This is a genomic window from Methylobacterium oryzisoli, assembly GCF_046557895.1.
Lineage (GTDB): Bacteria > Pseudomonadota > Alphaproteobacteria > Rhizobiales > Beijerinckiaceae > Methylobacterium > Methylobacterium oryzisoli.
The window spans coordinates 159153-173060 of the sequence record NZ_JBKIBX010000002.1; the positions used below are offsets into that span (position 1 = coordinate 159153).

Annotated in this window: 12 protein-coding genes; 5 read left to right on the top strand and 7 right to left on the bottom strand. The window is 75.8% G+C overall.

The window, feature by feature from the left end; genetic code table 11:
* Positions 1 to 115 precede the first annotated feature (115 nt).
* Both ACKUB9_RS03110 and ACKUB9_RS03115 read right to left on the bottom strand, forming a co-directional pair.
* A complete protein-coding gene (locus tag ACKUB9_RS03110; protein WP_407519325.1) occupies positions 116 to 1333 on the bottom strand; it encodes an MFS transporter in 1218 nt (405 codons plus the stop codon).
* 115 nt (positions 1334 to 1448) lie between these two features.
* Positions 1449 to 3425, bottom strand: coding sequence for an OmpA family protein (locus ACKUB9_RS03115; RefSeq protein WP_407519326.1), 1977 nt, complete (start codon positions 3423 to 3425; stop codon positions 1449 to 1451).
* Positions 3426 to 3696: 271 nt separating this feature from the next.
* On the opposite strand from ACKUB9_RS03115, the gene ACKUB9_RS03120 reads away from it, so the two are divergent.
* Positions 3697 to 4539, top strand: coding sequence for a DeoR/GlpR family DNA-binding transcription regulator (locus ACKUB9_RS03120; RefSeq protein WP_407519327.1), 843 nt, complete (start codon positions 3697 to 3699; stop codon positions 4537 to 4539).
* A gap of 133 nt (positions 4540 to 4672) precedes the next feature.
* On the opposite strand, the gene ACKUB9_RS03125 is transcribed toward ACKUB9_RS03120, so the two are convergent.
* The 4 genes from ACKUB9_RS03125 to gloB are packed head-to-tail and all read right to left on the bottom strand — an operon-like array spanning position 4673 to position 8029.
* Positions 4673 to 5116 carry a cupin domain-containing protein gene (locus ACKUB9_RS03125; protein ID WP_407519328.1) on the bottom strand — a complete coding sequence of 148 codons (444 nt, stop codon included), beginning with the start codon at positions 5114 to 5116 and terminating at the stop codon, positions 4673 to 4675.
* Positions 5113 to 6828, bottom strand: coding sequence for a saccharopine dehydrogenase family protein (locus ACKUB9_RS03130; RefSeq protein WP_407519329.1), 1716 nt, complete (start codon positions 6826 to 6828; stop codon positions 5113 to 5115). Before ACKUB9_RS03130 ends, ACKUB9_RS03125 begins: the two co-directional genes overlap by 4 nt.
* Positions 6825 to 7262 (bottom strand): thiol-disulfide oxidoreductase DCC family protein, encoded by a 438-nt coding sequence (locus ACKUB9_RS03135; protein ID WP_407519330.1) that lies wholly within the window; start codon positions 7260 to 7262, stop codon positions 6825 to 6827. Before ACKUB9_RS03135 ends, ACKUB9_RS03130 begins: the two co-directional genes overlap by 4 nt.
* Entirely contained in the window at positions 7262 to 8029 is a 768-nt protein-coding gene (gloB, locus tag ACKUB9_RS03140; RefSeq protein WP_407519331.1) for a hydroxyacylglutathione hydrolase, read from the bottom strand. Before gloB ends, ACKUB9_RS03135 begins: the two co-directional genes overlap by 1 nt.
* Before the next feature lie 269 nt (positions 8030 to 8298).
* Here gloB and ACKUB9_RS03145 point away from each other — a divergent pair, with 269 nt between their 5' ends.
* From ACKUB9_RS03145 to ACKUB9_RS03160, 4 genes are all read left to right on the top strand, one after another.
* Positions 8299 to 9039 (top strand): class I SAM-dependent methyltransferase, encoded by a 741-nt coding sequence (locus ACKUB9_RS03145; protein WP_407519332.1) that lies wholly within the window; start codon positions 8299 to 8301, stop codon positions 9037 to 9039.
* 8 nt (positions 9040 to 9047) lie between these two features.
* Positions 9048 to 9743, top strand: a complete 696-nt coding sequence (locus tag ACKUB9_RS03150; RefSeq protein WP_407519333.1) for a MarC family protein — start codon at positions 9048 to 9050, stop codon at positions 9741 to 9743.
* 134 nt (positions 9744 to 9877) lie between these two features.
* A complete protein-coding gene (gene dapB / locus ACKUB9_RS03155) occupies positions 9878 to 10675 on the top strand; it encodes a 4-hydroxy-tetrahydrodipicolinate reductase (RefSeq protein ID WP_407519334.1) in 798 nt (265 codons plus the stop codon).
* Positions 10676 to 10705: 30 nt separating this feature from the next.
* The gene (locus ACKUB9_RS03160) at positions 10706 to 11332 is read left to right on the top strand and encodes a 2,3-bisphosphoglycerate-dependent phosphoglycerate mutase (RefSeq protein ID WP_407519335.1); all 627 of its coding nucleotides are present in this window, start codon (positions 10706 to 10708) and stop codon (positions 11330 to 11332) included.
* 64 nt (positions 11333 to 11396) lie between these two features.
* Here ACKUB9_RS03160 and ACKUB9_RS03165 read toward each other — a convergent pair whose 3' ends face one another.
* Positions 11397 to 13817 (bottom strand): heavy metal translocating P-type ATPase, encoded by a 2421-nt coding sequence (locus ACKUB9_RS03165; RefSeq protein WP_407519336.1) that lies wholly within the window; start codon positions 13815 to 13817, stop codon positions 11397 to 11399.
* Positions 13818 to 13908 lie beyond the last annotated feature (91 nt).

The window sequence follows — 13908 nt, forward strand, 5'->3', positions numbered from 1 at the left end:
ATCACACCCCCCTGTTGCTTGAGGCGCGATCTCAAACAGGCGATTCCGGCGCCCGAGGGGCCGGACCATGGCGGGACCGGCGGTTTTCCGGGCGGTGTTGCGGCCGGGTGACGGTCTACCTCTCCTCGCCCTCGGCCAGGGCCTCAGACCGCGGCGGCAGCAGCGCGAGCCGCACGGCCGCCGCGAGCGCCGCGAGGTAGAGCGCGCCCACGAAGGCGGCGACGCCGGTCCAGCCCGCATGGGCGAAGAACCAGCCGCCCGCGGTGCCGAGCACCGAGGAGCCGAGATAGTAGAGGAAGAGGTAGATCGAGGAGGCCTGCGCCCGGTCGGTCAGCGCGCGCCGGCCGACCCAGCTGCTCGCCACCGAGTGCGCGCCGAAGAACCCCATCGTCGCCACCACGATGCCGGCGATGACGACGAGCAGGTTTTCGGCGGTGGTGAGCGCGACCCCGCCGAGCGCCGTCACGATCGCCAGCCACAGCACCCGCCGCCGCCCGAACACGCCCGCGAGGTGCCCCATGCTGGTCGAGGCGGCGGTGCCCGCGAGATAGATCGTGAAGATCGCCGCGATGGCGGTCTGGCTCAGGGAATAGGGCGGCTCCGAGAGGCGGAAGCCGATGTAGTTGTAGAGGGTGACGAAGCCGCCCATCAGCAGGAAGGCCTCGGCGAACAGCCAGGGCAGGCCCGCATCGCGAAAATGGTGCAGGAAGGTGCCGGGCACGCTGCGCCAGGGCAGGGGATGGGGCGTGAAGCGCGAGGAGGCCGGCAGGCTGCGCCAGAAGGCGACGGCGGCCGCGAGGGCGAGCAGGCCGATCAGCGCCATCGCGACCCGCCAGCCGTAGCGGTCGGTGAGCGCGCCGCTGATGAGCCGCCCGGCCATGCCGCCGAGCGAGTTGCCGCTGATGAGGAGCCCCATCGCGAGCCCCAGCGCCCGCCCGTGCATCTCCTCGCTGAGATAGGCCATGGCGACAGCGGGCACGCCGCTCATCGCGAGGCCCGCCAGCGCCCGCACCACCAGGAATCCCTCCCAGGTCGGCATCATCGCGGCCACCAGGGTCAGGAGGGCGGAGGCGAAGAGCGACACCACCATCACGGGCTTGCGCCCCCAGATCTCGGAGAGCGGGCTCACGACGAGCAGCGCCACCGCGAGAAGCCCGGTCGAGAGCGAGAGCGACAGGCTGCTCTGCGCCGGGCTGACCCCGAACTCCTCGGCGAAGACCGGCAGCAGCGGCTGCACCGCGTAGAGCACCGCGAAGGTCGAAAAACCCGCCGCCGCCAGCGCCAGGGCCGTGCGCCGGAAGGCCGGCGTCCCGACCTCGATGCTCTCCCGCATGGACCACCCTCCCCCGCCGCCCGTCCGGCGTGACGCAGGCGTGGCGGGGGGTCAACCGGCGCGTGCGGGAGGCGCCCTGCACGGGGCGCAGGGCTGCGGGCCGCGCGGCATTCGCTCAGCGCCGCTCGGCCTCCTGCTGGATCAGCGGGGTGATGCGCCGCACGGTGACGCGGCGGTTCTCGCGGGAGGGGTCCTGCGTGTTCACCTTCAGGGCCTGCTCGCCGTAGCCCTGCGTGGTCAGGTTCTCGGGCGGCACCCGGAAGTCGCGGGTGAGCAAAGCGGCCACCTCCTGCGCCCGGCGGTCGGAGAGCGACAGGTTGTCGATGTCCGAGCCCACCGCGTCCGTGTGGCCTTCGATCAGGAAGACCTCCTGCGGATTGCGCTGGATCGCCTTCGCGATCGCCGCGGCGATGACCGAGAGGCGCTTCGCCTGGTCGGAGGCGATCAGCCAGGAGCCGGTGTCGAACGTGATGGTGTCGAGGTCGACGCTGCGCATCCGGGCGCGCAGGGTCGGGCTGTAGCGCACCTCGTCGAGGGTGTAGCGGCGCTCCACGGGGGCCACCGGCGGGGCGGTCAGCGCCTCGTAGATCAGGCCCTCGTCGGCGCGGTCGGCCTCCACCACGTAGCGCTCGCGCGGGATGCGGATGTCGGGGGGCGGCAGCACCACGACGTCGCGCGCGAAACCGCGCGGGCGGCCCTCGTAGGTGTTGTCGATCAGCACGACCTCGCGCCCGTCGCGGGCGCGGCGGGTTCGGCGCAGCAGTCGGCCGTCCTCGTCCACCACGGTGACGATCTGCACGCCGCCGGGCCGGTCGATGATCGTGACCGTGTCGGCCCCGCGCCGCTCGATGCGGGCGCTGCGGTCGAGTTCGCGGAACCGCTCGGTCTCGTCGTGGCGGATGTAGGTGCGGTCGCCGTCGCGCACGATCACCCGGCCGGGCTCGCGGATGTAGAGCCGGCCGCCCTCGTTGTACTCGCGGCGGGCGCGGCGCACGTCCTCGTAGCTGCGCACATCCGCGTCGCCCCGGCGGTACCCGCCCGGGATGTAGTCCGGCTCGTCGCGCCGGTAGCCGCCGGGCACGAGGTCGCGGCGGTCGTCGCGCCGGTCGGCATCGCGGCGGTCCGGGTCGCGGCGATCGAGATCGCGGCGGTCCGAACCCTGCCGGTCGAGATCGCGGCGATCCTGGTCGCGCCGGTCCGGGTCACGGCGATCGAGGTCGCGGCGATCCAGGTCCCGCGGATCGCCGTCGCGCCGGTCCAGATCCCTCCGCTCGCCGTCGCGGCGGTCGAGATCGCGCCTGTCGCGGTCCGGTGTGCCGGCCGGTGCGCCGGGCTGCACGCGGTCCGGCGACGGGCCGGACCGCCCCCCGCCCTGCGGCGCGCCGGGCGGAGCGGTCGGCCGGCCAGGCTCGGTCTGCGCCGGGGGCACGGGCGATGTCGGCCGGCCGGGGGCCGGGCGCGCGGGCTCGGCCGGGGCCGCGGGCTGGCGGGGCGCGTCGGGCGCGCGCTGCGCCGGGGCATCGGGACCGCGCCGCTCCTCGCGGCTTCGCTCCTCGCGGGAGCCGGAGCCCGAGCCGTCGCGGTCGCGCGCGCCGTCGCGCGGCGGCGTCGGACGCTCGGGCTGGCGCGGGGCCGTGGGCTCCGGGCGGGACCCGGGCCGCTCGTCCCGGTCGGGCCGCTCGCCGCGCTCCGGGCGCGGCGCGGGCCGCGGCTCGCCGCGCTCGGCCGGGGCAGCCCGCTCCGGCGCCCGCTCGCGCGGCTCGGGCCGTTCGGCCGGCCGCTCCCGGGGCTCGGGGCGCGGCGCGGCCCGCTCCGGAGCCCGCTCACGCGGCTCGGGGCGCTCGGCGCCGGGACCGCGCCCTCCGGGGGCTCCGCGCTCGGGCGCGCCCCGGTCGGGGCCCCCGCGCTCCGCGCCCCCACCCCGCTCCGGCGGTCCGCCGCGCTCGGGGCCGCCGGCCTGCGCCATCTCGATGCGTCCCGCCTCGGTGCGTCCCACGGCCGGATCCGCGAGGGCCCGCCCGCCGGGCAGGGGCTGGAGCAGCAGGGCAGGCAGGATCGTCCCGGTCAGGAGCAGGGCGCGGACAGGCCGCATCAGGTCACCTCGCGTCAGGCCAAAGGTCCATGCGAACAGCGACGGGCCGGAATGGTTCCCGGGCCGGCGCGCCGCGGCGCGTTGCACGCCCCGGCGTTTCCCGGGAGAATGCCGGCCTCGGCAGAATCGCGTGGGCGGTTCTGCCGAGGCTTTGATGCTGCATCATTTCTCCTGCCGAACCGGCGACCGCTTCGGCACCGGCCGATCAGGCGGCACCGGCCGATTCGGCCGGCGGAATGATGCTGAGACCGGCGGACGGGGGCGCCCTCTCGTGAGCGAACACATCAGCCCGCGCCAGCAGGACATCCTGGCGCTCGCCCGCCAGCAGGGCCGGGTCAGCGTCGAGGAGCTGGCGGCCCGGTTCGAGGTCTCGCCCCAGACCATCCGCAAGGATCTCAACGAGCTGTGCGACAGCCGGCTCCTGTCGCGCATCCACGGCGGCGCCGTGGTGTCGAGCGGGGTCGAGAACGTCGCCTACGAGGCGCGCCGCCTCGTCGCCCACGCGGAGAAGCGCGCGATCGGGCTCGCCGCCGCGCGGCTGATCCCCCACAGCACCTCGCTGTTCATCAACATCGGCACCACCACCGAGGAGGTGGCCCGCGCGCTCGGCGACCACGAGGATCTCCTCGTCATCACCAACAACCTCAACGTCGCCACCCTGCTCTACCGGAACCCCCGGATGAGCCTGATCCTCGCCGGCGGGCCGGTGCGGCGCACGGACGGCGCGGTGATCGGCTCGGCGGCGGTCGATTTCATCAACCAGTTCAAGGTCGACTACGCGGTGATCGGGGTCTCGGCCATCGACGAGGACGGCACGCTCCTCGACTTCGACTACCGCGAGGTGCGCGTCGCCCGCGCCATCATCGAGAATGCCCGGCGGGTGATCCTGGTGGCCGACCGGCTCAAGCTGGAGCGCTCGGCCCCGATCCGCGTCGGGCATCTCGGCGAACTCGACGCCTTCGTCACCGACGCCCTGCCCTCCGGCCCGCTGCGCGAGCTGTGCGCGGCGCACGGGGTCAGGCTGGTGGAGACGGAGGCGACGGCCGGCGGCGTCGGCACGGAGGAGGAAGGCGCCCCGCCCGGTGCGCGAGAGTCGCTGTCCCTCCCGGGCTAGAAGGCGCCCCTTCGCCGGCTACCCACCCTGCCGATGACAAGCGCGGGCACCCCTCTCCCGCACGGGAGAGGGGTGCCCGCGCTGCCCGCGCGCGATGACACACGTGCGCGTGTCCGTCGGCGAGGCGCGGCCCTCACCCCCGCGGCATCGGCCGCCAGTTCGGCGGGGCCATCTCGAAACCCTCGAACCGGAAGCCCGGCGCCACGGTGCAGCTCACCAGCGTCCAGGCCCCGAGGCTGGCGGCGGTCTGCCAGTGGCCGGCCGGAACCACGATCTGGGGCCGCTGGCCGCGCGCGAGGTCGGGGCCGAGATGCTGGGCGTGCGCGTCGTGGCCGTTGGGGCTCATGGTCAGGACGAGGGGCGCCCCCGCGTGCCAGAGCCAGATCTCGGCCGCGTCGACCCGGTGCCATTCCGAGGTCTCGCCGACGTCGAGCAGGTAGTAGATCGCCGTCGAGGCGGCGCGGCCGTCGATCTCGTGCGGATCGCGAAAGGTTTCGCGGTAATGGCCGCCCTCCGGGTGGGGCTGGAGGCCGAGGTGGCGGATTACCTCGGCGGCGGTGAGGCTGGGGCTGGTCACGGGACGGTCTTCTCCAGGCGTGCGGCCGGTGCCGCCTCGGGCACGAGCCAGCCGCGATAGTGCACCACGAGCCCGGCGAGCGGCAGGCGCACCGGCACGTCGAAGCGGAAGCGGCCCGCCGCGTCGACGGATTCGCGCGCCTCGGAGGCGGGCGCGAGCGCGCGGGGCAGCGGGAGCGGCCCGAGGCGCCAGCCCTCGACCGCGAGGGTGAGGCCGTCGCGGTCGGCCGGCACGGCGAGACGGATCGCGAGGGGGCCGAAGCGCTCGCAGACCCGACCGGGACCCGCGAAGTGCAGGCGGCTGCGGAAGGCGCGCTCGCCGAAGCGGCGGGTCCAGATCTCGCCGTCGCGGTCCGGCGCGATGGTGACGGTGACCGGCACGTCCGCGCCCGCCGGCGGGAAGCCCACCAGCCGGGCGGCGAGCCGCGCGAGCGGGTGCGTCCCGCGCGTCACCGTCGCGCGGCCCCGCAGCGTCAGGGCGCCGCCCCGGCCATGCACCGCCCGCAGGGGCTCGGGCATCTCCGCGAAGGCCGGGCCGAGCACGCGGGCGAAGAGCGGCCCGTCGCACGTCACCGTCGTGCGGATGCGGTGGCGTGCCATCTCGGCCTCGATCGCCGCGAGATCGAGCACGCCGACGCAGGGACCCGCGCCCGGCGGCAGCGGCGGGCCGTCGAGCCAGCGGCGCACCAGCGCGAGCGCCGGCAGGGTCGGCACGAACGGGCCGTCCCCGGCCTCCGCCACGAGCGTCCACGTCGCCGCGACGGGCTGACCGGCGCCGTCCTCGCCCTGCGCCCGCACCACCATGCCGCCTCGGTCGGAGCCGAGCCGATCGACGAGGCCCGCCACGCGCAGGAACGGCCGCGCGAGGGGCAGGAGCGAGGGCAGGAGCCGCAGCCGCACCGGCAGGCTCGCGAGCCAGAGCCCGAGATGCAGAGCCCCGAGTTCGAGCCCGGCCCGGAAGAGGACGGTGCGCGCGGTCGGGAAGCGCGTGGGCAGGATGTCGAGGTCGGGCGTCTCGCAGAGCGAGACGAGGCGGCGGCCGAGGCCCGGGATGGCGGAGCGCCCGGTGAGTCCCCAGCCGGGCCGCGCCTCCCAGGCGCCGTCGCGCCAGACCCGCACCGGCCGGCCCGCGTAGGAGAGGATCGCCCGCATCACCGACAGGCCACGCGGGGCGCGGTTGCCGGGGGTGATCGCGACCTCGATCGCGTCCACGCGCTGCCAGCCGGCGGTGAGCCGGTCGAGCACGGCGTTCGACAGGGCGGGCGTGGTGCTGGCGCCGGTCAGCGCCGACACGCCGGCCGCCCGCGCGGCGGCGTCGAGCGCCGGGAAGCCGGCCACGAAGTCGCGCGCATCGGCGAGGTCGGCGTAGGGCAGCCCGGCCGCGATCGCCGCGCGGGCGAGCGCATAGGGGTCGCCGCCCCGCGCCGTTGCCTGGTACGGACCGGCCGCGTCGACGATCCCGGCGAGCTCAAGCGACCGCAGCGCCTCCGCGTCGGCCCGCGCCGCGTCGAGCCGCACGGCCTCGATGCGCCGGCCGGGATGGGCCCGTGCGACCGCCGCGGCCGTCGCCTCCGCCCGCGCGAGGTCGCGGCCGGCGATCACCACCGTGCAGGCGGTCGCGGCGGCGAGGCCCTCGACGAGGCGGCGGCCGAAGGCGCCCGCGCCCCCGACCACGAGGATGCGCGGCGCCCCGATGCGGGATGCATCCGTCACGGCGCCTCGGTGAGCACGCGGCCGGCGAGCTGCGGCGGCGGCACCGTGCAGGCCGTGCGGCCAAAAAGCCGGTAGCGATTGCGGGCGATCCGGTCGTAGAGCCACTCGGCGAGCGGGCGCGGCAGACGCGTCAGGAACCGCGTCCAGGCCCAGGCCGGCCAGTCGCGCAGCACCGCGGCGGCGGCATCGAGCTTGAAGTAGGCCGTGCCGTCGCGCAGGGCCGCGACCGTCTGCGGATGCTCCGGGTCGATGCCGAGCCGCGCCGCCAGCGCCCGCCCGTAGGGCGACTGCACCGGCACGAAGCGCCAGCGCGCCCCCCGGTCGCGCGCCACCACGAAGCGCACGAAGGCCGAGCAGAGCACGCACACCCCGTCGTAGAGGATCAGCCCGTCGGGCGCCTCCGGGAGCGGACGCGGGCGCCAATCCTCTCGCATCAGAAGCGGTTCTTCCACTCGCGCAGGGCCGTGAACACGGCGGCCGGATCGGAGCCCGGGGGCAGGTTCACGGCGCGGGCCAGGGCCGGCTCGGTGGCACGCAGGAAGGGGTTGGTCGCCTTCTCCTCGCCGAGCGTCGTCGGGATCAGAAAGCGCCCATCGCGCTTCACCCGCTCGGCGAGGTCGGCCCTGGCCTTGAGGTTGCCGTTGCCGGGCTCGGCGGCGAGCGCGAAGCGGGCGTTCGAGAGCACGTAGTCGTGGCCCGAATAGATCGCGGTCTCGTCGGGCAGGGGCAGGAAGCGGCTGAGCGAGCGCCACAGCACCTCGGGCGGGCTCTCCATCACCCGCCCGCAGCCGAGGGTGAACAGGGTGTCGCCCGCGAAGACGAGGCGTTCGCGCTCGAACCAGTAGGTGACGTGATCGGCGCAGTGGCCGGGCGTCTCCCAGACCGCGGCCGCGAGGCTACCCACCGTGACGATGTCGCCCTCCTTCACCCAGGAATCCACCTCCGGCACCGCGTCGCCGGCCTTCTCGGGCGCGGTCACCCGGGCGCCCGTGCGGGCCTTCACCTCGGGGATGCCCTCGACGTGGTCGGCGTGGCGGTGGGTGACGAGGATGTCGGTGAGGCGCCAGCCGGTCTCGTCGAGGGCGCGCAGCACCGGCCCGGCCTCCGGCACGTCGATCGCCGCGCAGGCGCCGCTCGCCGGATCGTGCAGCAGCACGCCGATGTTGTCGCTCCGGCACAGGAAGGTGCGGATCTCAGGCATGGGCGTCTCCCGGGCAAGGTCGTCGGGCACAAGGTAGGGCGGAACGCCCCGCGCGCATCCCTGGCCGGACACGCCCGGCTCCACGGCCTCGTCCCGGGCGCGGCGCCGGGGAATTCCGGGGAGCCGGGCGCCTGTTGCGGTCTCCCGCCTTGCCGCGCGGGCCGACAGCACCCATTGATGACCCGTCCAGCGGCGCGGCGCAGAGGGTCGGATCGTCCGGCGCTCGGCGCGGCGCCGCGCGAGTTCTCCGGGCCCGATTGTCCGTGCTGATGAGCGTCGACGTCACAGACCTGCGCGCCTTCTACAGCGGCCCCCTCGGCGCGGTGACGCAGCGCCTCGTCGGCCGCAACCTGCACCGCTTCCTCGGCTCCGTGTCGGGCCTGCGGGTGCTCGGGCTCGGCTACGCGGTGCCCTATCTCGGCCCGGTGCGGCACGCGGCCGAGCGGACGCTGGCCTTCATGCCGGCCACGCAGGGCGTGGTGAACTGGCCCGGCACCGGACGCTCGGCCTCGGCCCTCGTCGACCCGACCATGATGCCGCTGCCGGAGGCGGCGGTGGACCGGGTGATCCTCGTCCACGCCATCGAGGCGGTGGAGAGCCCGGCCGAGCTGCTGCAGGAGGTCTGGCGCATCCTCACCCCGGGCGGGCGGCTGGTGCTGGTGGTGCCCAACCGCCGCGGCCTGTGGGCGCGCCGCGACGCCACGCCCTTCGGCCACGGCCAGCCCTACAGCCGCTCGCAGCTCGGCCGCCTGATGCGCGAGACGCTGTTTTCCCCCGAGGCCTGGGCCGAGACGCTCTACGTGCCGCCGGTCGAGAGCTGGCTGACGCTGCGCACGGCGAGCGCCTGGGAACGGGTCGGCACCGGCCTGTCGCTGCCCTTCGCGGGACTGCACGTGGTGGACGCGATCAAGCAGCTCCACCGCCCCGTCACCGTGCAGGCCCGCCGCGCCGCGCGCCTCGGCACGCCGGTGCTGGTGCCCTCCCCGGCGCCCGTCCCCGGCGGAGTGTGAGCCCCGCGATGCTGCCCGGTCTCGACGCCGCGCTCCAGAGTTTTCTCCTGGCGCTGCCGGCCCTTTTCTCGATCGTCAATCCGCTCGGCGGCGCGCTGATCTTCGCGGAGGTCACGGGCACGCGCACGCATGCCGAGCGGGCGCTGCTCGCCCGGCGCATCGGGCTCTACGCCGCGATCGTGATGCTGGTCTCGCTCTGGGCCGGCGCGGCGCTGCTCAACTTCTTCGGCATCTCGCTCGCGGCCCTGCGCATCGCGGGCGGGCTGGTGGTGGCCGCCCAGGCGTGGCGGCTCCTGGCGGTGCCGGAGGAGCGTGAGGCGCGCAAGGCCGAGCAGGCCGCGCCGGCCCGCGGCCAGGAGCTGGCGGGCTCGCTCGACGAGATCGCGTTCTTCCCCCTGACCCTGCCCTTCACCACCGGCCCGGGCACCATCTCGGTCGCGATCGCGCTGGGCGCGGCCCGGCCGGAGAGCGGACCGGGCCAGTGGGGCTTCCTCGCGGGCGCCTCGGTGGCGGCGCTCGCCATCGCGCTCGCGGTGCGGGTCGCCTACGCCTCCGCCGACCGGGTGGTCGAGCGCATCGGCCACGCCCGGGCGCGGGTGCTGGGGCGGCTCTCGGCCTTCCTGCTCCTCTGCGTCGGCACCCAGATCACGCTCACGGGCGTGACGGACGTGCTCGGCCCCCTGCTGGCGGCGCGCCCCCACTGAGCCCCCGTGATGGGCGGCGCCTTGGCAAGCCGGCGGCGCTTTGGCAAGCCGGCGGCGCCTTGGCAGCCGGCGTCCCGGCCTGTACCACGCAGGCGCGGCCCGGGCGGCCGGGCGGAACGAGCGTTGAGGACGCGATGCGTCTCGTGGTGGTGGGCGCTTCCGGGCGCATGGGCCGGATGCTGATCCAGGCGATCGCCGGGACCGGGGGCTGCACGCTCGCGGGCGCGGTCGAGCGCGAGGGGGCGGAGGCGGTCGGCCAGGATGCCGGAACCCTGGCGGGGCTGCCGCCCCTCGGCGTGGCCGTGACCGACGACCCCCTGCGGGTCTTCGCCGAGGCCGACGGCGTCCTCGACTTCACGGCGCCGGCCGCCACCGTTTTCTACGCCGAACTCGCCGCCCAGGCGCGCATCGTCCACGTGGTCGGCACCACCGGCCTGCAGCCGGACGACCTGGCCAAGCTCGCGGCGGCGGCGCGCCACGCGCGCATCGTGCGCTCGGGCAACATGTCGCTCGGGGTCAACCTGCTGGCCGGCCTCGTGCGCAAGGTCGCGGCGACGCTGGGCGAGGACTTCGACATCGAGATCCTGGAGATGCACCACCGCCACAAGGTGGACGCGCCCTCAGGCACCGCGCTGCTCCTCGGCGAGGCGGCGGCCGAGGGCCGCGCGGTGGCGCTCGCCGAGCGCAAGGTGGCGGTGCGCGACGGGCACACCGGCGCGCGCCCGCCCGGCAGCATCGGCTTCGCGACCCTGCGCGGGGGCAGCGTGGTGGGCGACCACAGCGTGATCTTCGCCGGCGCCGGCGAGCGCATCGAACTCGGCCACCGGGCCGAGGACCGGGGCATCTTCGCCCGCGGCGCCGTCAGGGCCGCCCTGTGGGCGCAGGGCCAGCCCCCCGGCCTCTACGGCATGAACGACGTCCTGGGCCTCTGAGCCCTCAATCACGGAGCGACACGGCAGATTATGGAGCGCCTCCTCGTCCTCGCGCGGCACGGCCAGAGCGAGTGGAACCTCAAGAACCTCTTCACCGGCTGGCGCGACCCCGGCCTCACCGACCTCGGCGTGGCGGAAGCGCGGGCGGCGGGGCGGCGGCTGAAGGCCAAGGGCATCCGCTTCGACGTCGCCTTCACCTCAGACCTCGGCCGGGCGCAGCGCACCGCCGCCCTGATCCTGGAAGAGATCGGCCAGCCCGACCTGCCCACCATCGCGGACGCGGCGCTGAACGAGCGCGACTACGGCGACCTCGCGGGCCTCAACAAGGACGACGCCCGGGCGCGCTGGGGCAAGGAGCAGGTCCACCTCTGGCGCCGCTCCTACGACGTGCCGCCGCCGGGCGGCGAGAGCCTGAAGGACACGGTGGCCCGCGTGCTGCCCTACACCATGCGCGAGATCATGCCGCGCGTGATGCGCGGCGAGCGGGTGCTGGTGGCCGCCCACGGCAATTCGCTGCGCGCCCTCGTGATGGTGCTCGACGGCCTCACCACCGAGACGATCCCCAGCCTCGAACTCGCGACCGGCGTCCCCCTCGTCTACCACCTCAACGCCGACACCACGGTCGCCAGCAAGGACGTGCTCGACCGCGACGCGTGAGGGCAAGGGATCCCCTCTCCCGCACGGGAGAAGGGGATCCCCTGCCCTCGCATCCGCCCGACGCTCACGCCCGCCGCAGGCGCAGCGCGTTGCCGACCACGAACACGCTCGACAGGGCCATGGCGCCCGCGGCGAAGACCGGCGAGAGGAGCGGGCCGCCGAACGCGTGCAGGGCGCCGGCCGCGACCGGGATGAGGGCGGCGTTGTAGGCGAAGGCCCAGAAGAGATTCTGGCGGATGTTGCGCATGGTGGCGCGCGACAGGGCCAGCGCCTCCGCCACCCCGGCGGGGTCGCCCCCCATGAGCACCACGTCGGCGCTCTCCACCGCCACGTCCGTGCCGGTGCCGAGCGCGATGCCGACATCCGCCTCGGCGAGCGCCGGCGCGTCGTTGATGCCGTCGCCCACGAAGGCGACCGGACCGTGGGCCGCGCGCATCTCCCGCACCGCCGCGAGCTTGCCCTCGGGCAGCACCTCGGCGCGCACGCTCGCGAGGCCGAGCGTCCGGGCGATGCCCTCCGCATTGCGCCGGTCGTCGCCGGTCACGAGCGCGACGGCGAGGCCCTGCGCCCGCAGCGCCCCGACCGCCGCGGCGGCCGTCGGCTTCACCGGGTCGGCCACGGCCAGGATCGCCGCCAAGCGCCCGTCGAGGGCGACGTAGAGCGGCGAGCGGCCGGCCTGCCCCAGCCGCTCCGCCGCCTCGGCGAAGGGCGCGACGGCAAGGCCGAGGCGGGCCATGTGGCGCGCCGCCCCCACCGCCACCGCCCGCCCGCCGGCTTGGCCCGTCAGGCCGAAGCCCGGCACGGCCTCGAACGCCTCGACGATCGGCAGCGCGAGGCCGCGCGCGTGGGCCGCCTCGACCACCGCGCGGGCGAGCGGATGCTCGGAGCGGGCTTCGAGGGCGGCGGCGTGCGCCAGCGCCGCGTCGGCGTCCTCGCCGGGCGCGGCGATCAGGTCGGTGAGGGCCGGCCGGCCCTCGGTGAGGGTGCCGGTCTTGTCGAAGGCGAGCGCGCGCACGCCCTCCAGCGCCTGGAGGGCGGCGCCGTTGCGGAAGAGCACCCCGCGCTCCGCCGCGCGGCCGGTGCCGACCATGATCGAGGTCGGGGTCGCGAGCCCCATCGCGCACGGGCAGGCGATGATCAGCACCGCGATGGCGTTGACGAGGGCGAGCCCGAGCGAGGGGCCCGGCGCGAGCAGGAGCCACGCCAGGAAGGTGAGGAGGGCGAGCCCCAGCACCGCGGGCACGAACCAGCCGGTCACCCGGTCGACCGTGGCCTGGATCGGCAGCTTGGCGCCCTGCGCCGCCTCGACCATGCGGACGATCTGGGCCAGCACCGTGTCGGCCCCGACCCGCTCCACCGCCACGTCGAGGCTGCCGGTGCCGTTGACGGTGCCGCCGGTGACCGGCGCCCCGGGATCCTTGCGCACCGGCACCGGCTCGCCGGTGATCATGCTCTCGTCCACCGCGGAGGCGCCGGCCACCACGCGTCCGTCAGCGGGCAGGCGCTCGCCGGGGCGCACGCGCACCCGGTCGCCGGGGCGCAGGTCGGCCACCGGCACCTCGGCCTCGGCGCCGTCGCGCAGGAGCCGCGCGGTCCTGGGGCTGAGCCCGACGAGGCGCACGATCGCCGCGCCGGTGCGGCCCTTCGCCCGCGCTTCGAGGAAGCGCCCGAGCAGGATCAGCGTGACGATGAGGACGGAGGCCTCGAAATAGACGTGGGCGGTGCCGGCCGGCAGGAGGTGCGGCGCCAGCACGGCGACGAGCGAGTAGCCGTAGGCCGCCCCGGTGCCGAGCGCCACCAGCGCGTTCATGTCCGGATGGCCGCGCAGCAGGCCGGGCACTCCGCGCCGAAAGAAGCGGCGCCCCGGCCCCGCGAGCACCAGGGTCGCGAGGAGAGCCTGGAGCGCGTCGCCCCAGCCCGCCGGCAGCAGGGCGTGGCCGACGAGGTGCTGGCCCATGTCGAGAAGGACGACCGGAAGCGACAGCAGGCCGGCCCATGTCAGGTCGCGGCGCAGCGCGTCCGCCTCGCCGGCGCCGGCCGGCGCCTCCGGGCGGGTCTCCGGCAGCGGCCGCAGGGCGTAGCCCGCCCGGGCCACCGCCTCCTCCAGCGCCGCCGCCGCGACGAGGCCGTCCGGATGGCGCACGCGCACCCGGCCGGTGGCGAGATTGGCGCTGGCCTCGCGCACCCCCGGCACCGCGCGCAGCACCCGCTCGACCCGCCCAGTGCACGACGCGCAGGTCATGCCCTCGACCGCGAATTCGCTCGTGCGCTCCGGGATGGCGTAGCCCGCATCCGCCACCGCCTCCGCGACCGCCCCCGGATCGTTGTCGGGAGCGAGATCGAGGGTGGCGCGGCCCGTCGCGAGATTCACGGCGACGCCGGAGACGCCCGGCACCGCGCGCAGCACCCGCTCGACGCGGCCGGTGCAGGACGCGCAGGTCATCCCCTCGACGGGGAGGCTGAGGCGGCGGGCGGGGGCGGTCATGGCGGAGGATCCTGGCACAGCATCGCATGTGGCGCGCGGCGAGGCGAGGCGGCACAGGCGCCAGCTCCGCAGCACCCCTGCGCCGTGAACA